Genomic DNA, 21,368 nt, shown 5'->3' on the forward strand with positions numbered 1-21,368 from the left:
ACAAATGAACATTTCACTTAACAAGGCAGGAGATTTAGAAGGTCGTTTGACCGTGGCAGTTTCACCAGCAGACTATGCGGACAAAGTAGAGGCTAAATTGAAAGATTACCGCAAAAAAGCTTCCATCAAAGGATTCCGTCCGGGAATGGTTCCAGCTGCGCTTGTGAAGAAATTATATGGTCAATCTGCTTTAGTAGACGAGATTAACCACTTATTAGGTCATGCGGTTTCTGATTATATCAAAGAAAACAAATTGAATCTAGTAGGAGAGCCTTTGCCAGCTGTTGAAGAGGCAGATGCAATCGACTGGGAAAAAGATACAGAATTTACGTTCCATTATGATTTAGGTTTCCACGGAGATTTTACAGTAGATTTGACCAAAATCAAAGCTATCGCTTCTTACGAAATTAAAGCAGACAAGAAGGAAATCGAAGAGACGATTGAGAACTTGAAGAAGCAATTTGGCGATCAAACACACCCAGATTCAGTAGAAGACCGTGATTTAGTTTTCGGAACTTTTACGCAAGGGGAGTGGGTAGAGAAATCGGCTATCCCCATGCACGCGATCAACGATAAGTCGAAGAAAGTATTCATCGGAGCAAAGAAAGACGATACTTTGAAATTCGCGATCGATAAAGTATTCGTAGATGCGAAGGCTTTAGCTTTAGCGACAGGAAAGAAAGAAGACGAAGTGGCTGATTTGAAAGGAGAGGTTTCATTCGTAGTGGAAGATATTACACGTCAAGTTCCTTCAGAATTGAACGTTGCGTTTTTTGATAAGGTTTTAGGTGCTGGTAAAGCGACAGATGAGAAGTCATTCCGCGCGGAGGTAGAAACAATTGTAACAGAAAACTACAAGCGTGAGGCTGAATACCTATTACGTATCGATGCAGAGAAAGCCATTTTAGACGCTGTTAAAATCGACTTGCCAGAGACATTCTTACGCACTTGGTTGATTCGTATCAACGAAGGCAAATTTACTCCAGAGCAAATTGATCAAGACTTTGATAATGTGAAGAAAGACATGCGTTGGAACTTGATCAAGAATGAAATCGCTGAGAAATTCGACGTGAAAGTGGAATACCCAGAGGTAGTGGAGAAGGCAAAAGATATGGTACGTGCACAATTTGGCGGTTATTTATCGTCTAACGAGCCAGGTATTGAAGAAATGATCGAGAAAATCGCGATGGGTTACTTGAGCGATAAATCGAAGTCTGATAACTTCATGAACTTATACAATCAAGCTTTCGCTGATAAAGTTTCAGCGGCGATCGTGGCAAACGTTCCTCACAAGGTGACGAAAATCGATGTAGACAAGTTTAAAGAAATCGCTGCGGCGCTTTAATTTTAAAATTGTCCTGCTATTTTTTGGAAGCCCCGCATATTGCGGGGTTTTCTGTGAACAAAGGTTTGTATATTTGTGTTCTACCTATTAAAAGTAGAAATTTGATTCTTAAACATTGAAATCTATGTACCCAAAGGAATTATCATCAGAAGAATTTCGCAAGTATGCGGTTCACCACAGAGGTTTGAACGGTCTTGCAGTTGATCAATATATGAATAACATCGGCAGTCGCCCGGTGCCCCAAATCGACGATATGACACAATACATCATTGAGGAACGCCCGATGCGTTTCGCTCAAATTGATGTATTTTCTCGTTTAATCATGGATCGCATCATCTTCATGGGTGTTCCGGTAGATGATTACATGGCGAATATCATCGTAGCTCAATTATTGTTCATGGAGTCTACAGATGCTAAGAAAGATATCGTTATGTATATCAATAGCCCCGGTGGATCTGTTTATGCTGGTTTAGGCATCTACGATACGATGAATTATATCCGTCCAGAGGTTGCGACTGTTTGTACTTCGCTCGCAGCTTCGATGGGAGCCGTTTTATTAGCCGGTGGTGCAGCTGGAAAGCGTTCGGCTTTAGAGCATGCCCGTGTGATGATTCACCAACCTTCCGGTGGGGCACAAGGTCAATCACGTGACATCGAGATCACCGCACGTGAAATCGTGAAAATTCGCCAAGAATTATATGAAATCTTAGCGAAGCACTCGGGTAAATCATTCGAAGACATCGAACGTGATTCAGATCGCGATTATTGGATGAAGGCGGCAGAGGCGAAGGAATATGGTTTAATTGATGAGATTTTAACGAGAACTGTCTAGTGGCTAGTAAAAAAAAGAGTTGTTCTTTCTGCGGTCGTCCTAAAAACGAGGTAGGTTTATTGCTTTCTGGCATTGATGGCCACATTTGCAATAACTGCTTGCAACAGGGATACGAGGTAGTCAAAGAGGAGATGGGTGTAGCGGCTCAAGCGAAAGCGGGTACGAAACATTCCTTTGAATTAGTGAAGCCGAAGGATTTGAAAGAATATTTAGATGGCTATATCATCGGTCAAGAAGAAGCTAAAAAGCATTTGTCTGTTGCAGTCTATAACCACTACAAGCGTTTAATGCAGGCTCCTTCGAATGACGATGTCAAGATTGAAAAGTCTAATATCTTGATGGTAGGGGAAACCGGTACAGGAAAAACGTATTTGGCCAGGACTTTAGCCCAAAAATTACAAGTCCCTTTCTGCATCGCGGATGCCACCGTAATTACGGAGGCAGGTTATGTAGGTGAAGATGTGGAAACGATTTTAACACGTTTACTTCAAGCGGCGAATTATGACGTGGAGAAGGCGGAATGTGGCATCGTTTTCATTGATGAAATTGACAAAATCGCCCGTAAATCAGATAATCCATCCATCACACGTGATGTGTCTGGCGAAGGAGTACAGCAGGCTTTATTGAAATTACTAGAAGGTTCGATTGTGAACGTACCACCTCAAGGAGGTCGCAAGCATCCAGACCAAAAGATGATCGCCGTGAACACGGAGAATATCTTGTTTATTTGCGGTGGTGCATTTGATGGCATCGATCGCCACATTGCGAAGCGCTTGAATTCTCGTCCGATTGGATTCTCAGGAGATGATACCTTCCACGAGTCATTCGAGAAGGACCAAATTATGAAGTATGTAACGGCACAGGATCTGAAGTCATTTGGCTTGATTCCTGAATTATTAGGTCGTTTACCTGTCGTGACGTATTTAAATCCATTGGATACTACGGCTATGTTATCGATTTTAACGGAGCCTAAAAATGCGCTTGTGAAGCAATACGAGAAGCTTTTCGAGATGGAAGGGGTTTCGTTAACTTTCCAACACGATGCACTCGTGTACATGGTAGAACAAGCGATGCAATTTAAATTAGGCGCGCGTGGTTTACGTTCAATCATGGAAGCTGTGATGATAGATGCCATGTATGAAATTCCTTCTCAAACGGGAATGAAGAAATTTGAGGTGGATGTTAATTATGCCAAATCTAAGTTCGAACGTACGGTATTCCATCAAATGAAAGTAGTCGCTTAATATGCCAGCTACTCAGCTCGTATTTTTGCACGGTTTTGGGGAAGATGACCGGGTTTGGTCAGATTTTTTGCCTAATTATACTTGGTCATTTCCAGCTATTTGTCCCTGCTATGCGGAATGGACAGATTGTGTCACGCTAGTAGATTATGCGCGAAAAATCGTTTCTTCCCTTCCCCTTAGTTGTGATTTCATTCTAGTGGGTCATTCTATGGGTGGGTATATTGCCTTAGAAATCGCCTCTCAATTTCCAGAAAGAGTCCAGAAAGTCGTGATGCTACATTCTACTTTTGTGGCAGACACAGAGGAAAAGAAAATCAATAGAGATAGAACGGCTGATTTATTAGCTAAAAAAGGAACATCGTTTTTTATTGGGCCTTTCTTGTCTAATTTATTCGCAAATCCATCTCAAGAACTCGTTTCTACATTAGCCTCCAGGTACCGAGAATTATCCGCTGCTGGATTAATTGCCGCGACCAAGGCCATGCGGGATCGAAAAGATTTTACCACGTTTATTCAAACTACCGATATCCCCGTCCTATTTATCTTGGGTGAATATGACGCCTTGATTTCTCCGGAGTCTATTACTCGGTTTGTAACGAAATCGGTTGTAATTTTGCCAAACGTAGGTCATCAAGGTACCTATGAAGCGCCCGAAGCTGTTGCAGAGGCAATTAATCAATTTTTGCATGTCTGATATAATTATTGCCCTAGATGGCTTCTCTTCTTGCGGAAAAAGTACAACAGCACGTCACGTGGCGGCGTCTTTACATTATGCTTTTCTAGATACAGGTGCGATGTACCGGGCGGTGGCACTCTATTTTGATCGTCAAAATGTGGATTTGAAAAATTTAGAGGCTGTTAAAGAAGCGCTTTCCCATATCGAAATCACTTTTCAATTCAATCCCGTAAAACAGGCTTCTGATACCGTTTTAAATGGGGAAAATGTCGAGGCAGAGATTCGAAAAATGCATATATCTGATTTAGTGAGCCAAGTCGCAGCGATTCCAGAGGTACGACATGCGATGGTAGCTCAACAACAAAAAATGGGGGAGAAAAAGGGGATTGTCATGGACGGACGCGATATTGGAACAGTTGTTTTTCCTAACGCTGAATTAAAGATATTCATGACGGCAGAGCCACATATTCGGGCTCAACGCCGTAAATTAGAGCTTTTACAAAAGGGCGAAGATCTTCCTTTGGAAGAAATCATCGAAAATCTCCGCAAAAGGGATGAAATTGATTCAAATCGCAGTGAAGGCCCATTAAAACGTGCAGCCGATGCCATTGATCTAGATACTTCTTATCGGACCATGGATGAACAAGTAGAGTTTGTATTAGATCACGTTCGACGCGTGCAAGGTGAAAAACGATAAACCCTTCATTATTGTTGGCCAGGGCTTAGCTGGCACCATTTTAGCACACCATTTTCTGGAGGTTGATATCCCTTTTGAGATTTGGGATTCGCCAGAAACACATTTTAATTCTTCAAAAGCCGCTGGTGGCATTTTTAATCCAGTGACAGGTCGCAAATTAGAGCAAACCTGGCTGGCAGATGAATTATTTACCTATTTATTTGATTTCTATCCTCGGTTAGAGAAAACGCTAAATACGCGTTTCTTTTTTCCCATGCCGCTTTTTCGTCCCTTTGCGAATGAGGAGATGAAGACTTGGCTGGTAGAGCGGAAAGATCAAATACACCACAATTATTTACGTTGGGAATCGGATGGTGTTTGGGTAAAAAAAGCGGGTTGGGTCGATGTTGCCACTTTATTGCAGGCATCTCGTGCGTATTTTTCCTCCATAGGCATGCTGAAAGAAGCCGAGTATACGGATTTTCAGGCTATCTTTTGTGAAGGATTCCATGGGCAACAGAATCCACTTTGGTCTTGTTTGCCTTTTTTACCTGCAAAGGGCGAATTGATGGAAGTTCGCTCTAAAGAACCACCTCAGGATTATATTTTGAATAAAAATGGTTTCTTGTTGCCGTTAGGGGAGCAGAAATTTAAGGTGGGTGCGACCTATGCTTGGAAAGAATATACAAACAAAATTACATCGGAGGCCTTGGTTGAGTTAACGGATAAATTAGGATTAATGGGTTGTAGTCAATTCGAGTTGATAGAACAAAAGACAGGAATTAGGCCCGCTACCCAAGATCGTCGACCAATTATAGGTTTTCATCCAACTAAACAATCGGGTATATTTAATGGTTTTGGATCTAAAGGAGTTTCTTTAGCGCCCTATTTTGCCAAACAATGGACCAGCGAAATCCTAGGAAATACTTCTGTTCATTCAGAGGCATCAATTCGGCGATTTTATCATTTATTTTCCGTTTAAATCTGTAAATTTGGTTTTAAAGTCTTTTGGCTAAATGCGTAATTTAAATTCTTTTTTCGCAATCTTCTTGTTCTTGTCTTTAGGCTTTACCAAGCTATATGGACAAGATTCGCAATGGATTCCAGAGAATCATCGGATTCAATACCAAAATTTCCAATGGAATTACATCAGCAGTTCCAATTTTGAGGTGTATTATTTTGATAAAAATGAAGCTTTAGCCAAATCGACGTTAACATACCTTGAGTCAGATAATGGCCGAATAACGGAGATTCTGAGTTATACGCCTTATCAAAAGGTGAAGATCTTTGTTTATCCCAATCACGAAACCTGGTTACAAAGTAATAGCGGAATTTCTTTAGCTAATTCGGCTGATGTGGCGGAGGAGAATTTAGCTAAATTTAGAATTGAAGTAGCTTTTAAAGATAATTTAGTCGCATTTAAACAAGAGATTACCAAACAAATTGTACGTGTATATTTACATGATTTATTGTTTGGAGGTAGTGTGAGGGATGTACTACAAAACTCTTTGTTATTAAATGTGTCAGATTGGTTTGTTTTAGGAATGTCTGCTTACTTAGCTTCAGGAGATTCACCTGAAATGAGACGTTTTACCTATCAAATCATTAGTGAAAATAAAATTAGAAGGCTACAGGTAGCTACAGGTGCAGAGGCTGAATTGCTAGGTCAATCCATTTGGTCCTATATCGCAAATACCTATGGAAAACAGGCAATAGGTAATATTCTGAATTTAACTCGGATTATTAGAAGTGAACAATCAAGTTTATCTAGTACCATAAGAAAACCATTTTCTAAATTTTTAAAGGATTGGTACGAGTATTTGAATGATGCAAAAAATTTAGAAATCGCTACTTCTAAGGTTTTTCCTTCCTCTTTTTATTTGCCTCCATCGAATCAAATTAACTCTTTTCAGGCAAGTCCTGATGGACTTTTTGAGGCTTTTGTCACAGATGAATTTGGTAGATATAAGGTCTATTTACATAACGTGGCCACGGATAAACTGCAATTACTCCAACAAACTGGATTAAAGGATTTAAATCGTACTTCTGACGGGAAAGGGCCTTTAATTTCTTGGAGTGGAAACAATAGGCTTTCTGTTCTTTTTAACGAGCAAGGATTTACTTGGATGAAGAACTATCAGGTTAATAAAGGGGGGAACTATACTTCAGAGCCTAAACTTAAAATTGCCAATTTGTCTTACCTAGATATGAAGGTGTCCTCCAATGGGATGAAGGCACTAGTACGTGTTCTAGAAAAAGGTCAAGTTGATTTAGGTATTTATGATTTAAAGCGAAACAAGTTAAATCTGCTTACTAAAGATGCTTATAATGAAACAGAGGCCCATTGGATGCCCGATAATCGGGTGATTTATATAACAGATCGGTATATAGATTCATTGCCTTCTCCACCTGCACCCATTTCTTCTTTGTTTGTTTGGAATCCAGATGAACCAGAAAATCCGACCAGGTTATTCTCAACCTCTGGGAAGGTATATAATTTTAAGCTTCAGTCAGATTCAGTGGCTTATTTTTTACATAATCAGGCAAACGGACCTCGGTTAATTCGTTTTCAAATGGCTGATACTTCCTTTAGACAATCTAGAGTTAGAACGGTTGCTTGGCAAAACTTTGAATTAACAGCTAAAGGTGTTTATGCGCTAGAAAGAAATATTGTAACGGATAACATTCAACGCTACACAGAAACAAGTCTTGAAGAATATCTTGGTTCTGAATGGATTCCCAAGATTAACTCGGCAAATCCGACAACAATTATTGAACAAGAAGTCGCTTCCTTTGAAACAGATGCAGCAAAAAAGGCAAGAAAAGCTAGATTAGATCGACAACTATCTATTCGACTAAAAAGAGAACCTGGTAAGATGGTGGGTCCCTTAGCCTATCAAAATTCTTTTGTATTTAATAGTTCTGAAGGACAATTTAAATCAGATCCCATTAGAGGTATTGGTTACGCCTATGAGCTGAAAGCAAATGATTTATTAGAGAATCACTTATTTAAGGCCGGTGCATTTCTGACGGCTAACTTACTTAATTCAGATATCTGGGGAGAATACGCTTATCTAGCTAATAAATTAGATTGGAAATTCCGATACGATCGAAAGGTTTTAGGCCAAGATACAGAAAATGATTCTCAAAAAATTCGTTTTAATCGATTCGCCCTAACAGCCTCTTATCCATTTAGTTTATTGAGTCGTTTATCTGTGACTGGTTTATATTCAACTAATCGGTTATTTAATCAAGTATCACTCGTAACTCCTGAGGAATATTCAGGTTTTGCAGGTGCATTAATTTCTTACGAAGTAGATAATACCGTTCAGGCAGGGGATAATCTTAGAACAGGATATCGAATTAACGCGACTCTTGAAGCTCAAAAGGATATGGTTATGTCGGGAGAATTTGTTCGAATCGGATTTGATGCCCGCTATTACAAGAAACTTTCAAATACCTTTTATTTTGCTACTCGTTTCTCCTCTTCTCATCAATTGGGAAGTAGGACCCAGGCCTCTATGTTAGGTGGGATGGATAATTGGTTTTTTAATAGACGAGATGTGCGTGCACAAGAAACTCCCTTGGGACTGGATGGACTTGCAAGGCGGGACGTATTTATGAGTAATTTCATTGCTCCATTGCGTGGATTTGCTTTGAATAAACTAAGTGGAAATAGTCATTTATTGTTTAACGCAGAAATCAGGATTCCTGTCAAGTCTATTATGCCTTCAGAATCCTCTAGCTTACTTAATTCGGTTCAACTCGTTGGTTTCACAGATGTTGGAACAGCTTGGACAGGATCTAGTCCTTTTGAGAAATCCAATGGATTTAATACGAATGTGTATGGCGGAAAAACGAATCCATTTATTGCTACCGTGACTGATTTTAGAAATCCATTTTTAGTAGGTTATGGAATTGGAGCTAGGGCTGTCATTTTTGGCTATTTTGTTAAATTTGATTACGCCTTTGGAATTGAAAATAAAGAAGTAAAGTCTCCTCTAACCTATCTGACACTAGGATATGATTTTTAAATGATCAAAAAAATATTTTTTCTCTTATTTATCCCTTGGACACTTTTTTCTCAAAGTCTAAGTATATCTAATTTGCCAATCATAAGAATAAGCACCAAGGGTCGGGTCATAAAGGATGAACCCAAGGTTCCGGTGGTTTTCGATCTTTTTGATAATGGACCAGGCAAACTTAATCAGGTTTCTAACACGCCTACGCTAAGCACAATTGCTGGAGTTGAATATAGAGGTTCAACCTCTCAGGCTGATTTTTATTTTTTACCCGGATTAGTCAAAAAACCGTACGGAATTGAACTATGGACTGATACAAGTGGGGTGACTGTTAAAAATCTTTCTCTCGTACAAATGCCATCGGAATCTGATTGGGTATTAAATGCCTCCTATAATGACCGATCATTTATGCGTGATTTTTTAGCTCAAAAGCTAGCAGGCAGTTTCGGGTTATTAAATTCAAAATCAAAATTTGTCGAATTAATTGTTAATGAGGAATACAATGGGGTTTATTTATTATTGGAAAAGATTAAGAAAGGGAAAAATAGGGTACCTATAGCAGATTTAACTCCGACAGAAAATGCTGGCGATAATCTAACTGGTGGCTACTTGTTGAAGATTGATAAAAATAGTGGCTCACCCTCTCCTTCTTGGAAAAGTAATTATACCTCGGGAATATTAGCTACACAAAAAACAGAGTTCCAAATAGAATACCCTAAATATGGAATCATTACTCAGACTCAAATAAATTATATTAAAAATTATATTAATAATTGGGAGCAAAAATTGATGACTGAGAACATAAATGATCCAAATGCTAGTTTTCGTAATTTAATGGACGTGCCGTCTTTCGTTAATTTCTTCATTTTAAATGAAGTCACTCGCAATGTGGATGGATTCAGGTTAAGTACTTACTTGTACAAAGACAAGGAATCTGTTGGTGGCAAGATAAAGATGGGGCCCGCCTGGGATTTTAATATTGCTTTTGGTAATGCTGATTATTTGAATGGTTGGAAGACAGAAGGATTTGTGTACAAATCGTTAGAGAATGATGGGGGCAAGAATGATTATTGGCAAGTACCTTTTTGGTGGAATAAATTGATACAAGATGCAAGTTTTCGCAAAGCATTGGCCACCCGATGGAAGGCTGTACGCGCTAGTTTTTTAAACACGAAATCTATTTATGCCACAATCGATTCTGCGCAGGTTGCTCTGAAGGATCCGCTGACAAGAAATTTCCAAAAATTCCCTTTAATGGGTAAGAAAATATGGCCTAATTATTATGTAGGTGCCACTTTGAGCGATGAGGTGAACTGGTTGAAGAATTGGATCCAGGGACGTCTAACTTGGTTAGATGCCCAAATGGCCCTTTTTGATAGTCCAATATTAGCCGTTCGCGAAGAAAATGCATCCGCAATTGTATTTCCTAATCCGTCTTCGTCCGGATTTTTTCAATGGAAATTTAGTCTAAATAAACCATCCCTTGTGACCTATTTTATCTCAGATGCCATGGGTCGCATGATTTTGTCCCCTAAAAGCGCTAATTTTGGGTCAGGCGAGCAAATTCAATCGTTGGATTTGTCTCCGTATCCTCCAGGTATTTACCTTTTCTTTTGGAAAACGGATGAAGGTGAAGTACAGCAAATCAAAATTTTACGTTAATGTCATCCATTTTAGATCAATTTCGACGTACTCGTTTTGCGGCTTCTTCTCTTGCAATGAAAAGTGGAGATTTGCGCAATGAGGTGTTGGCCAGTTTAGCTGAGTTGATTCGAGAGAATACGACTGAAATTTTGAGAGAAAACCAACAGGATGTAGCCCAAATGGCAGGCGATCATCCGATGCGTGACCGCCTTCTATTGACTCAAGAACGATTAGATGCACTAGCGGAAAGTGTTCTTTCCGTGATGCAATTGCCAGATCCATCGGGTCAGGTTTTGTCGAAGAGAAAGCTTCCAAATGGCTTAGAATTGTCTAAAATAACCGTACCTCTTGGAGTGGTAGGGGTGATCTTTGAGTCTCGCCCTAATGTAACGATTGATGTAGCAGCTCTATGTATTCGCTCTGGGAATGCGGTGGTATTACGAGGAGGTTCGGATGCCTATTACACGAATACTATTTTAGTTAAATTGATTCATCTCGCCCTAGAAAAACACGGATTTTCGACGGATTTGGTCTATTTAATGCCCACGGATCGTGCGCATGTGACGACACTTTTGACGGCAGTCAACTACATAGATGTGATTATTCCGCGTGGATCGGAGGCCTTGATTCAACGGGTTCGAAAGGAATCCTTAGTTCCTACAATTGAAACGGGTGCAGGAGTTTGCCATACGTATGTGGGGGCATCGGCGGATCTTTCGATGGCAGTAGCCATTGTGGTGAATGCCAAAGTCTCTCGCCCATCTGTCTGCAACTCATTAGACACCATCGTTTTGCATCAATCGATTGCGGCTCAATTTCTTAGGTTAGTAGCTTCATCTTTACAAGAATACTCAGTAACGATTTACGCCGACATTTCGGCTTACAATACCCTGAAGCAGGTGGGTTACCCCTTATTAGAAAACGCTACTGAATCAGATTTCGGACGTGAATTCTTGGATTTTGCTTGTTCGATTAAAGTGGTGAAAGATTTACCAGAAGCTATTGAACATATTTCAACCTATTCTTCTCGGCATTCGGAAGCAATTGTTTCAAATGATGAAACAGAAGCCAGATTTTTCTTATCTACAGTTGATGCTGCGGCAGTGTATTGGAATGCCTCAACGCGTTTTACAGATGGTGGAGAATTTGGTTTAGGTGCTGAAATAGGTATATCTACTCAAAAATTGCACGCAAGGGGTCCTTTTGCTTTGGAAAAATTAGTCACAGAAAAATGGATTGGAATTGGTCAAGGCCAAATTCGCTAAAATTCGTGATCTAATCCCATTCTTTGCTTCATTTCGACTAAAATAGGATGTTTTTGAGATAAGTAGTCGTATTTATCCGACTGAGTATAAATCATTTTTTTATCTGAAACATCCCCTTGAATTAAATCTAAAACGAGGTCTATCGAATCGTTTTTCAATTTTGTTCGAAGCTGAGTTAACAATTCAAGTTTCAATGAGTCGTTAAATTGTTGCATTTGGACTTCACTCTCCACCTTCAAATGTATGACGGAATCGATCAGACTAATTTCTCGATTCATCATCACAAATTTGTTAATGAAATTGCTTGTTTTGAAGCTTTGGGCAATTTGAGTCCAAACAAAATTTAACTCCTCGAAAGTAAACGGTTCCTGCTGAACGTTATCCACCATCCCTGCTTCCGTTTCATTTTCGAGTTGATTTGAACTGACCACTTTCTTTGCACTGCGTAATCCATGACTGGAAGGTCTAATTACTTGCGTTTCAATGGTTGGCACTGGCTCAGGCACAGGCTTAGTTACAGGCTCAGTAGGCTCCGGAACAGGCTCCGGAACAGGCTCAGGCAAAGGCAAAGGCTCCGGAACAGGCACATGCACAGGCTCTGAAACCGAAGCCTTAGCTATCGGTTTACTCTCAGACTTTTTTCCGGCGCCACCCTCCACCGCAGGTTGAGTTGCGGCAGGTTGGTAAACCGACGGCAAGTAATTGATTTTTAGAAGGGTCAATTCGACATGTAAACGTGCGTTCTTTGCCGCTTTGTAATGTATCTCGCATTGGGAGCAAAGATTCATTGCTGATAACAAGAAAGAGGCAGACGTTTTCGCGGACTGCACTTGAAATTTCTCCCGATTTTCTTCGCTTAATTCCATCAGGGCAAGCGTCTTAGGATCTTTAGCAAATAACAAATTACGGAAATGTTCCGATAGGCCAGCTATAAACTGTTGTCCGTCAAAACCCTTGCGCATAATCTCGTCTAATAATACGAGTGAATCGGTGTGGTTTTGATTCACAAAGAAATCCGTTAATTGGAAGTAATAATCGCTATCAAGTATGTGCAGGTTTTCCAATACAGCGGCATGTCTCAGCGAATTGTCTGTCGAAAAAGTCACATTCAAATCAAACATGGACAATGCGTCACGAAGTCCACCGTCGGCCTTGATAGAAATCAATTCCAAAGCAGCTGGTTCTGCATTGATGCCTTCCTTATTTGCGATAGACGCAAGATGTGAAGCCATGTCTTTCCATTGAATTCGGTTGAAGTCAAAGATTTGGCAACGAGATAAAATCGTAGGTAAAATTTTGTGCTTTTCTGTCGTTGCTAAGATGAAAATAGCATAGGAAGGCGGCTCTTCTAAGGTCTTTAAAAAAGCATTAAAGGCAGCAGCCGAAAGCATATGAACCTCATCAATGATGTAAATTTTGTATTTACCGTTTTGAGGAGGATAGCGAACTTGATCGATTAGGTTACGAATGTCTTCTACGGAATTATTCGAAGCCGCATCTAATTCGTGAATAGTTAATGAGGTATTTTCTTGGAAAGATTGACAGGATGAACACTTACCACAAGCTTCTCCATCTGCACCTAAATCCTGGCAATTAATAGTTTTCGCTAAAATACGTGCACAGGTTGTTTTACCGACTCCTCTAGGACCACAAAATAAGAATGCTTGTGCCAAGTGATTTGACTTAATCGCATTCTTTAGGGTGGTGGTAATGTGACTTTGGCCTACCACGGAATCAAATAGGGTAGGGCGGTATTTACGCGCTGAAACAATAAAATTTTCCATAATCAAATTTACCTTTTTAAGCCTTAATTCCCAAATGCTTTAGGGGATTCTGATGACCGCACTCACAGGGAAATGATCCGTTGGATATTTGTTCTCCCAGGTCTCGCTGTGGGTCGTGTGTTGTAGAACAGTAGGGCCATTTTTAACGAACACATAATCAATATGTCTTCCTTGTTGTTCTTTTGTAAAGCCATTGAATGAACTGTAGGGCCCATAATGACCATTTTGGCTAATCTTTTCTGCATCGATGACGCGCGCTGGATTTTTCCCATCCACTAAAATTTGGATAGGTTCGTCGTCTGGAGTTGCATTAAAATCACCTGTTAAAATTACTGGAGTTTTGCCTGCGATTTCTTCGATTTTACGTAAAATTAGCTTCGCACTTTCCCTGCGTGCTACCTTTCCTAGGTGATCAAAATGAGTATTAAAAACGAAGAATTTCTTTCCACTCTTTATCTCTTGAAATTGGCCCCAAGTTACCACACGACGGCAAGCCGCATCCCAACCAAAACCTACCTTATCGCAGGAATCCGATAGCCAAAACGTACTTTCTTTCATTAGTTTGAATTTGGATTTACGGTACATCAGAGCAGAGAATTCTCCTTCTGCTTTACCATCATCCCGACCTTTTCCAAACCATCCAAAACCAGGTAATTCTTTTTCTAAATCCGTAATTTGATGCAAATAGGCTTCTTGTAATCCAATAATGTCAGCTTGGTGATAGCGGATGAGTTCTCCACAGTGTTTGATGCGGTATTTCCACTGGTTTACGCCATCTGATTCGGTATCTAATCGCACATTGAAAGTCATTGCTTTTAGTTGGGCAGTGGCTGTAGGACCAGCTAATAGGAGAAAAAAACAAATAAAGGCTTTGAGAATATTCATCACCTGTGGAAATACTTTATCGTTTTTCCCATTCTGAATGACAAAATCAGCTCCCCATAAGTAGTTTTTAGGCTGAGGTTGTAAATCAATCATTTGCATTGTTTCCATATAGCTCATACGACTTCTTTTTTGAATGTTTTGGATACGTTCATTTAAAGGTGAATCCACAGTGATTATCTGTGAAATATGCTCTGGTTTAGTTCGCGGTGTGATGAGGGCTGATTCATATAAACAAAAAGGAGCCTCTGGTGCTGAAGCGTGCCAATCAACCGCATTTTGACGAACTGCAGGATGAATAATGGCATTCAAATGGGCCACATCACCCGGATATTTTTGTAATAAACCCTTAATCCAAGTGCGATTATAAGAACCATCCGGAAGGTAAGCTTTAGGGCCAAACTCTGCAATGATTGCTTCTTTCACCGGGATGTCATTCTCGCAAATTTCGCGAGCTACTTTATCTGCTTCGAAAACGGGAATGCCTAGACACGAAAAAATCCGGCAAATGGTCGATTTGCCGGATCCTATTCCGCCTGTAATTCCGATGAAAGGTTTCAGGCTATTTTGCATTGAATTACTCTTCTAAGCGAGAGGAAGCATCTTTTGAGATGGCTGTTTTCTCAAATACCATACGAACTCCCTTATTTGAATCAACTTCAACTACGATGGTTTTTTCGCGGATAGTTACCACAGTTCCGTGTGCTCCTCCAATAGTTACAACTTTATCACCTGTCTTTAATTCCTCAATGAATTTTTTCGCTTCCTTTGCTTTTTGTTGCTGTGGACGAATCATGAAGAAATAAAATACGACAAAAATCCCTCCGAAAAGGATGATTTGCATGTAGGCAGGACTTTGAGCTTGTAATAATAACATATTTTTATTTTTTAGGTAAGACTTCAACTTTAAATGCCATTCTGTTTTCGGCTGGTAGCGTGTTACAGTAGGCGGTAATGGATTTCTGCAATTTCCCTTCTTTTCCTTTCGAATCAAATTTTACTCGAATGAATCCCTTTTTTCCCGGTTGAATGATATCTGTGGACCATTTCGGAGTGGTACATCCGCACGATGCATTCACTGAGATAATTTTCAAAGGCAAATTCCCCGTATTCTTAAAATTAAACGTGTGAAAAACACTATCTCCTTCCACTAGTTTACCTAAAGATACGAAGGGCTTATCTACTTTAAGGATTGGTTGTTTTTCTACACTTGGTTTTAATGCTGCAGGTATAGCATTCTCTGTGGCATTATTCGCTTCTTTTTGCTGATTCGTACAGGAAAAAATCCCTAGAAGACAGAAAAAAAAGAGAGTAGAACGCATCTTATTTCGCCTTAATTTGTGTCATCATTTTTTCCACATCTTCTAGCAATTTCTCAGCTTTGATTTTGGCATCCTGAACTACTTTTTTGCCTTCTGATTTTGCGGTAGTTTCGATTACTTCTTTGCCCTCTACGATATCATTGATCAATTGCTTTAACTGATCACGGTATTTGTTCAATTGAAAATACAATTTACTGCGGGTATTCTCTCCTTTATCAGGAGCGTATAAAATACCTACAACAGCTCCTGCTGCCGCGCCCACTACGAAGGCCCAAAAAGATCTAGATGATTTGCTCATTTTATTTGTTAGCTATGTCGATTAATCCTCGACCTGATTTAGTAATCACTTTTTCATGAACTAAGCGATTCGAAACTACGTCTAAAATGCCGTTAATAAACTGGCCAGACTTAGGTGTCGAATAGTTTTTTGCTAGTTCGATGTACTCATTAATACTCACTTTCACTGGAATACTCGAGAATTTCACCATCTCGGCTAATGCCATCTTAAGAATGATAAAATCCGCGACCGCCAGGCGATCAGACTCCCAGTTTTTAGTTTGGTCCCCGATCCAAGCACTTAATTGCTTGTCTTCTGAGACACTGTAATCAAATAATTCTTCAAAGAATAATCTGTCGTCTTCCCATTGGATAGCAAGAGGTTGTAAACTTAGGTCTTCCAAAGCCTCTATCTTAAAGGTCTTGTTTGCCATACTCTTTACCACATCCTTATTCAAAGACCAATTTAAATCTTTTTCCTCAAAATATTCTGTCATCGACTCGTGTTTTAAAAGGAAATTTTTTAACACGTAAACGACGAAAGTTAAATCATCTTCAAACTTCTTGCCAGCCGTAGGGAGGTAAGTTAAGAAGGTTTCATCCGTCAAGATGTTCTCGATAAATAATTTCTTGATTAAATTTTCGTCCTCTTCTGACCATCCAATGTGGTTCTTGTCGAAGGCACGTTGCAAATCGCTCCATTTGGACAGAATATATAATACCTTATTTTTAGCCAGTAAAGAGGTCTTTGTATTGTTTTCTAACAAGCGTCTATTTTCATCCCAAAGTGCAATTAAGGGCAATTGCTGCAAGTAATATAAGATTTTAAGGTATTGCTTGTTGATGGCTTCCACCTCTAAAACCATATCATGTTTCAGCTTTTTAGCAATTTGCTTTACGTTTGCTTGGTATTGATGATAGACTGATTGAGCTGCTTCTTGCGCTTCATCTGGAATCGTTTCTTCTGAACTAATTTCTTGAAAAAACTCTTTTAATTGAATTTCGGCTAGTTGTCTTAGGCCTTCTAAACGAGGCGATTGGTCTTCTTTTGAGACCATTAAGGATAAATCAGGCTGAAAAATGGTCGCTAAACCATCAAAAGCTAATTGATATTGGGCACGTTCTTGTGTATAGAAAGCATACAATTGCTGAAATGCTTTGACACGTAGTAATCTCCTGTTAACCATCCGAAATAAAAGAGCGTCTTGTTTTGAATCCCAAAATTAAGAATTTTAATTGATAAAGGTCCTATCTTTGTAGTCAATAAATCTATACATGGGCGCGCTAAGTCATATCAATCAGTATTTTTGGAAGTACAAATGGCTTTTATTCCTTGGGATTATCTTCACACTTTTTTCTAATTTTTTTGGTGTATTCCCTGCTCAATTAGTTCGATATGCGCTCGACTTAGTGACAGAAACTATTGATATTTATTTTCTATTTAAAGGTTTTAGTCTCCAAAAAGCCTTTTATGAAATCTTTGGTTTTACCCTATTCTTTTACGGAGGTTTGATCATTTTGATGGCGATAATGAAAGGAGTTTTTCTCTTTTTGGTTCGTCAAACCCTCATTGTGATGTCCCGTCATATCGAGTTCGAGTTGAAAAACGAGATTTATACCCATTACCAAACTTTGCCATTGTCCTTCTATCGCCAACAAAATACAGGGGATTTGATGGCGCGTATTTCCGAGGATGTAGGAAAAGTTCGGATGTATGTAGGCCCTAGCATGATGTATGGCCTGAATTTGATTACGGTTTTTATCCTCGTGATTTATTCGATGTGGCAGGTGAATCAGAAATTGATGTGGTATGTATTAATGCCTTTACCCATTTTGTCGATGAGTATTTATTACGTCAATTCCCTTATTATTCGTAAATCTGAAGAGATTCAAGCTGCTTTATCGCAGATTTCGACTTTTGCACAGGAAGCCTTTTCTGGGATTCGGGTGTTAAAGTCTTTTGTTCGAGAGAAGAAATCGTTGGAATCTTTTTCGGAAGCATCTTCAGCCTACCGGAGTAAATCACTAGGTTTAGTAAAAGTGGATTCGCTTTTTACACCCTTGATTGCTTTGCTAGTTGGGTTTTCGACCATTTTAGTGGTATATATTGGATCACAGGAAGTAATCGCAGGCCGAATGACCGTTGGAAATATTACCGAGTTCATTATGTACGTATTTATGTTGACATGGCCAGTGACCGCTTTGGGCTGGACGAGTTCGCAGATTCAGCGGGCTGCAGCTTCTCAGAAGCGGATTAATGAGTTTTTAGAGGCCAAATCAGAACTAACTACTGGTCAGCAAATTCGACAAGAGATCATCGGGAATTGGGAATTTAAAGAGGTCAGTTTTGCCTATCCAGGTTCAGATCGCTTGGTGTTAGATAAAGTTAATTTAACTATTGCGCCGGGTGAGTCCGTGGCATTATTAGGACAAACTGGTTCAGGAAAGTCAACAGTGGCTTTATTGATGGCTCGTTTTTATGACCCGAGCTCGGGGGAGATTTTATTGGATGGTATTTCTTTGAAAGAGTGGGATATGGCGTGGGTGCGCTCTTTTGTAGGATTTGTGCCGCAGGATGTATTTTTGTTTTCGACCAGTATTTCGGAGAATATTCGGTTCGGGAATGATTCTTTAACACAGGAATCCATCGAAATAGCGGCGAAGCAAGCAGATGTGTATGATAATATTATGGAGTTCCCTGATCAATTCGAGACGATTTTAGGTGAGCGGGGTATTACGCTTTCAGGTGGACAGAAACAACGCGTGTCGATTGCGCGTGCTTTGGCTAAAAATCCGAAGATGCTCGTATTAGACGACTGTTTATCTGCGGTAGATACGCATACGGAACATACGATTCTAGAAAACTTGAAACAGGTGACACATGGGAAATCTTCTTTAATTATCTCACACCGTGTTTCTTCCGCTCGTTTAGCTAATCGAATCTTTGTGCTTTCAGATGGATCAATCATTGAAAGTGGATCACACGAGTACTTGATGGAGCGCAAAACGCTTTATTTCGAACTTTATCAACAGCAGTTAAACGAGGAGTTACATCAAATTTCCGCTCAACCGAATTAATTCTATCTCCGCTGATTTCGCAGCAAATTTAGCTTCAATTAAACGAGTTTCAGCCGCCACAGCATTACGTTGTACCTCTCTCAATTCATAAGATGTAGCGATACCTACTTTAAATCTATCAAAAGCTATATCGATATTTTGCTTTGCGATAGCATAATTCTCTGTTTCAAGTTGAATTAAATTCAGAGCATTTTCATAGGTAATGTAAGTCCTTTCTAGCGTGGATAAAAGATTATTTTTCAAATCCTCAATTTGTAGTGACGCAATTTCTGCATTGATTTTTGCATTTTGAATTCTTCTCTTCTGGTTATAGCCATCAAAGATATTGAACGTTGCTCTCAGGCCATAGTTTAAAACATTGCTGCTTCCTTTTTCTACCCCAAAACCTGCCCCATTTGCCACGCTATTTAAGTTATACCCAGCTAATAAATCAATTTGAGGTTTCTGTTGACTCTGTAAATTTTTGGTATCCAAATCATTGATTTTTTTTGTCAAAATAGCAGAGATCAGTGCGGGGTTTTGAGACAAAGCACTCGTTTTTAGCTCATTTAACGTTAGTTTAGGCATTAAATCAATCATCGTATTTATTTGAAAATCTGCCTTATAATCTGTAACCAAAAGGGTATTGAACCCGATTTTAGTATTTGTGAAGGATTGCTCCTGTGCTATTAATAGCGCCTTATCCTCATTAAAATCTACTTGAGCTGAGTAATAATCCACTTTAGACCCTTGACCTACTTCGTAGCGGTCTTTTGCTAATTTAAGGCGGTCATTCGAGATTTCAAGTCCTTTTTTGAAGTTGTTTACTCTCAGATTTTGACGAATGATATCGTAATAGGTGGTTGAAATTAAGGCGATTAAGTTCTCTATATTGGATTCAGTTTGCTTTGCCCCTAGGTTTTGTAATTCTTTAAATCGATCACGTAAAACAAACATGCCTTGTCCATCGTATAATGTCCAAGCCATTGCTAAGCCCGCATTGCTAGAATTTGATCTAACCCCAGTTTGAACCAAAGGTGGTCTTAATCCTCCAAAAAATGATTGATCAAGACCAGAGACTGTATAATTTTTAGAGGCTGTTCCAGAGATGGTAGGAAGAAATCCTGCATTACCAAGTGAATTTTCATTCTCTGCGATACGCTCCCTCTGCCTTGAAATCTGAATGGAATATTGCTTTGTTATTCCTTGTTGGATTGCCTCTTCTAAAGTCAACATTTGTTGTGCTTGCGCTGCAATGGGACACAAAAGAACGAAGAAGGCTAAGCGATATAGTTTCATAGAAATAGGTTAAATCAATCAATAAAACAAACTTAACAAAATCAAGCCACATTAGGAAGTCAAAAGCCTATAAGCACCCATAAGGCTTTTTGCGTAGAATGTAATACATTTGTTTAATGGTGTCACATCTATATATCTATCCAATTAAGTCATTAGGGGCAGTTTCTGTCTCAAAAGCAATCATGGAGAAGGAGGGTTTGCGGGATGATCGTCGCTTCATGCTGGTTGATGAACAAGGTAAATTTATTACTCAGCGTACCCGACCTGCGCTAACTAGATTTGCTTTATCGGAATCAGCAAATGGCTATTTAGTGAAAGATGCTGTAACAGGCTTGGAAAAAGAATTATGTACAGCGCCTTCTTTAGGTGATTATATTCCCGTTGATATTTGGGATGATCAATTGAAGGCAAGAGAAGTGATGGATGGGTGGTCAATTTGGTTTTCACAAGCCTTATCTCAACAAGTAAAGTTGGTTCGGATTACAGAGGAAAATCCTCGTCAGATGCAGGAAAAATACCAGACCGGAATAGCTAAGAACACCTCATTCGCAGATTCATTGCCTTTGTTAGTAGTGAGTGCGGGCTCTTATAGTGCTTTAGAACGCAAGGTTCTGGAGCCGGTAAATCGATTACGTTTTAGACCTAATATTATTGTTTCGGCGACAGAGCCTTTCGTTGAAGATACCTGGTCTGAGATTAAGGTAGGAGAGGTGTCTCTTTCGGGTGCCAAACCCTGTGCAAGATGCCCTTTAGTAAATGTGGATCCTATTTCGGGGGAATCAGATAAAAAAACCTTGAAAACCTTAGCCTCCTTTAGAACAATTAACCAAAAGGTGTATTTTGGTCAGCAATTTGTGCCTATTTCAATAGGCGAAATACACGTAGGAATGGAGGTTCAAGTCATTCGTTCTCAGGATGCCATTTATTAAAAATTTGTCCCTAGAAGTGATCTTTTTATCGTCTTACCTTTTTTGGTTACATTTGGGCTAACATTCCTACTGTCTCACTCAACTATTTCTGAAAGGAATCGCTTCAGGGGAGAGC

18 protein-coding genes are annotated in these 21,368 nt (G+C 39.5%); 11 read left to right on the forward strand and 7 right to left on the reverse strand.

Features of this window, described 5'->3' with window-relative positions:
• Nucleotides 1-4 precede the first annotated feature (4 nt).
• The 9 genes from ACILP5_RS01080 (at nt 5) to ACILP5_RS01120 (ending at nt 11,704) form a co-directional block, all read left to right on the forward strand.
• Nucleotides 5-1,345, forward strand: a complete 1,341-nt coding sequence (locus ACILP5_RS01080) for a trigger factor (RefSeq protein ID WP_395616797.1) — start codon at nt 5-7, stop codon at nt 1,343-1,345.
• 124 nt (nt 1,346-1,469) lie between these two features.
• Nucleotides 1,470-2,177: a ClpP family protease gene (locus tag ACILP5_RS01085; RefSeq protein WP_395616798.1), complete on the forward strand. Its 708-nt coding sequence runs from the start codon at nt 1,470-1,472 to the stop codon at nt 2,175-2,177.
• Nucleotides 2,177-3,421: an ATP-dependent Clp protease ATP-binding subunit ClpX gene (gene clpX / locus ACILP5_RS01090; RefSeq protein ID WP_395616799.1), complete on the forward strand. Its 1,245-nt coding sequence runs from the start codon at nt 2,177-2,179 to the stop codon at nt 3,419-3,421. The genes ACILP5_RS01085 and clpX overlap by 1 nt, the downstream gene beginning before the upstream one ends.
• Before the next feature lies 1 nt (nt 3,422).
• Complete coding sequence (locus ACILP5_RS01095; RefSeq protein WP_395616800.1) at nt 3,423-4,115, forward strand: alpha/beta fold hydrolase; 693 nt, start codon at nt 3,423-3,425, stop codon at nt 4,113-4,115.
• Nucleotides 4,108-4,794 carry a (d)CMP kinase gene (gene cmk / locus ACILP5_RS01100; protein WP_395616801.1) on the forward strand — a complete coding sequence of 229 codons (687 nt, stop codon included), beginning with the start codon at nt 4,108-4,110 and terminating at the stop codon, nt 4,792-4,794. Before ACILP5_RS01095 ends, cmk begins: the two co-directional genes overlap by 8 nt.
• On the forward strand, nt 4,781-5,755 hold the full coding sequence (locus ACILP5_RS01105) for an NAD(P)/FAD-dependent oxidoreductase (protein WP_395616802.1): 975 nt from the start codon (nt 4,781-4,783) through the stop codon (nt 5,753-5,755). The genes cmk and ACILP5_RS01105 overlap by 14 nt, the downstream gene beginning before the upstream one ends.
• A gap of 34 nt (nt 5,756-5,789) precedes the next feature.
• Nucleotides 5,790-8,807 carry a hypothetical protein gene (locus tag ACILP5_RS01110; protein ID WP_395616803.1) on the forward strand — a complete coding sequence of 1,006 codons (3,018 nt, stop codon included), beginning with the start codon at nt 5,790-5,792 and terminating at the stop codon, nt 8,805-8,807.
• Between the two features lie 72 nt (nt 8,808-8,879).
• Nucleotides 8,880-10,457, forward strand: coding sequence for a CotH kinase family protein (locus tag ACILP5_RS01115; protein ID WP_395616804.1), 1,578 nt, complete (start codon nt 8,880-8,882; stop codon nt 10,455-10,457).
• Nucleotides 10,457-11,704, forward strand: coding sequence for a glutamate-5-semialdehyde dehydrogenase (locus ACILP5_RS01120; protein ID WP_395616805.1), 1,248 nt, complete (start codon nt 10,457-10,459; stop codon nt 11,702-11,704). The genes ACILP5_RS01115 and ACILP5_RS01120 overlap by 1 nt, the downstream gene beginning before the upstream one ends.
• Here the strand turns inward: ACILP5_RS01120 and ACILP5_RS01125 are convergent.
• From ACILP5_RS01125 to nusB, 6 genes are read right to left on the reverse strand one after another with little or no spacing between them, the layout of a single operon-like run.
• Nucleotides 11,701-13,488 carry a DNA polymerase III subunit gamma/tau gene (locus ACILP5_RS01125; protein ID WP_395616806.1) on the reverse strand — a complete coding sequence of 596 codons (1,788 nt, stop codon included), beginning with the start codon at nt 13,486-13,488 and terminating at the stop codon, nt 11,701-11,703. The genes ACILP5_RS01120 and ACILP5_RS01125 overlap by 4 nt on opposite strands.
• 39 nt (nt 13,489-13,527) lie before the next feature.
• Nucleotides 13,528-14,943: a dephospho-CoA kinase gene (coaE, locus tag ACILP5_RS01130; protein ID WP_395616807.1), complete on the reverse strand. Its 1,416-nt coding sequence runs from the start codon at nt 14,941-14,943 to the stop codon at nt 13,528-13,530.
• Between the two features lie 4 nt (nt 14,944-14,947).
• Nucleotides 14,948-15,247 carry a preprotein translocase subunit YajC gene (yajC, locus tag ACILP5_RS01135; protein ID WP_395616808.1) on the reverse strand — a complete coding sequence of 100 codons (300 nt, stop codon included), beginning with the start codon at nt 15,245-15,247 and terminating at the stop codon, nt 14,948-14,950.
• 4 nt (nt 15,248-15,251) lie between these two features.
• Complete coding sequence (locus ACILP5_RS01140; RefSeq protein WP_395616809.1) at nt 15,252-15,692, reverse strand: DUF1573 domain-containing protein; 441 nt, start codon at nt 15,690-15,692, stop codon at nt 15,252-15,254.
• 1 nt (nt 15,693) lies between these two features.
• Nucleotides 15,694-15,990: a YtxH domain-containing protein gene (locus ACILP5_RS01145; protein WP_395616810.1), complete on the reverse strand. Its 297-nt coding sequence runs from the start codon at nt 15,988-15,990 to the stop codon at nt 15,694-15,696.
• Nucleotide 15,991: 1 nt separating this feature from the next.
• Nucleotides 15,992-17,155, reverse strand: a complete 1,164-nt coding sequence (gene nusB, locus ACILP5_RS01150; protein WP_395616811.1) for a transcription antitermination factor NusB — start codon at nt 17,153-17,155, stop codon at nt 15,992-15,994.
• Nucleotides 17,156-17,243: 88 nt separating this feature from the next.
• On the opposite strand from nusB, the gene ACILP5_RS01155 reads away from it, so the two are divergent.
• Nucleotides 17,244-19,046, forward strand: coding sequence for an ABC transporter ATP-binding protein (locus ACILP5_RS01155; protein ID WP_395616812.1), 1,803 nt, complete (start codon nt 17,244-17,246; stop codon nt 19,044-19,046).
• Here the strand turns inward: ACILP5_RS01155 and ACILP5_RS01160 are convergent.
• Nucleotides 19,017-20,324, reverse strand: coding sequence for a TolC family protein (locus ACILP5_RS01160; protein WP_395616813.1), 1,308 nt, complete (start codon nt 20,322-20,324; stop codon nt 19,017-19,019). The two genes, ACILP5_RS01155 and ACILP5_RS01160, sit on opposite strands and share 30 nt — an antisense overlap.
• A 116-nt stretch (nt 20,325-20,440) precedes the next feature.
• Here ACILP5_RS01160 and ACILP5_RS01165 point away from each other — a divergent pair, with 116 nt between their 5' ends.
• Complete coding sequence (locus ACILP5_RS01165) at nt 20,441-21,253, forward strand: MOSC domain-containing protein (RefSeq protein WP_395616814.1); 813 nt, start codon at nt 20,441-20,443, stop codon at nt 21,251-21,253.
• Nucleotides 21,254-21,368: the final 115 nt, after the last annotated feature.

Origin of the sequence: Aquirufa sp. (assembly GCF_044239315.1) — a bacterium.
In the GTDB taxonomy this organism is placed as follows: Bacteria; Bacteroidota; Bacteroidia; order Cytophagales; family Spirosomataceae; genus Aquirufa.

Excerpts from the sequence above, each read along its gene's own strand:
- ACILP5_RS01125 (WP_395616806.1), bottom strand. The coding sequence starts at position 13,488 with ATGGAAAATTTTATTGTTTCAGCGCGTAAATACCGCCCTACCCTATTT.
- ACILP5_RS01110 (WP_395616803.1), top strand. The coding sequence starts at position 5,790 with ATGCGTAATTTAAATTCTTTTTTCGCAATCTTCTTGTTCTTGTCTTTA.
- ACILP5_RS01095 (WP_395616800.1), top strand. The coding sequence starts at position 3,423 with ATGCCAGCTACTCAGCTCGTATTTTTGCACGGTTTTGGGGAAGATGAC.
- ACILP5_RS01140 (WP_395616809.1), bottom strand. The coding sequence starts at position 15,692 with ATGCGTTCTACTCTCTTTTTTTTCTGTCTTCTAGGGATTTTTTCCTGT.
- yajC (WP_395616808.1), bottom strand. The coding sequence starts at position 15,247 with ATGTTATTATTACAAGCTCAAAGTCCTGCCTACATGCAAATCATCCTT.
- ACILP5_RS01085 (WP_395616798.1), top strand. The coding sequence starts at position 1,470 with ATGTACCCAAAGGAATTATCATCAGAAGAATTTCGCAAGTATGCGGTT.
- ACILP5_RS01080 (WP_395616797.1), top strand. The coding sequence starts at position 5 with ATGAACATTTCACTTAACAAGGCAGGAGATTTAGAAGGTCGTTTGACC.
- ACILP5_RS01165 (WP_395616814.1), top strand. The coding sequence starts at position 20,441 with ATGGTGTCACATCTATATATCTATCCAATTAAGTCATTAGGGGCAGTT.
- ACILP5_RS01145 (WP_395616810.1), bottom strand. The coding sequence starts at position 15,990 with ATGAGCAAATCATCTAGATCTTTTTGGGCCTTCGTAGTGGGCGCGGCA.
- ACILP5_RS01155 (WP_395616812.1), top strand. The coding sequence starts at position 17,244 with ATGGGCGCGCTAAGTCATATCAATCAGTATTTTTGGAAGTACAAATGG.
- ACILP5_RS01160 (WP_395616813.1), bottom strand. The coding sequence starts at position 20,324 with ATGAAACTATATCGCTTAGCCTTCTTCGTTCTTTTGTGTCCCATTGCA.
- cmk (WP_395616801.1), top strand. The coding sequence starts at position 4,108 with ATGTCTGATATAATTATTGCCCTAGATGGCTTCTCTTCTTGCGGAAAA.
- coaE (WP_395616807.1), bottom strand. The coding sequence starts at position 14,943 with ATGCAAAATAGCCTGAAACCTTTCATCGGAATTACAGGCGGAATAGGA.
- ACILP5_RS01120 (WP_395616805.1), top strand. The coding sequence starts at position 10,457 with ATGTCATCCATTTTAGATCAATTTCGACGTACTCGTTTTGCGGCTTCT.
- nusB (WP_395616811.1), bottom strand. The coding sequence starts at position 17,155 with ATGGTTAACAGGAGATTACTACGTGTCAAAGCATTTCAGCAATTGTAT.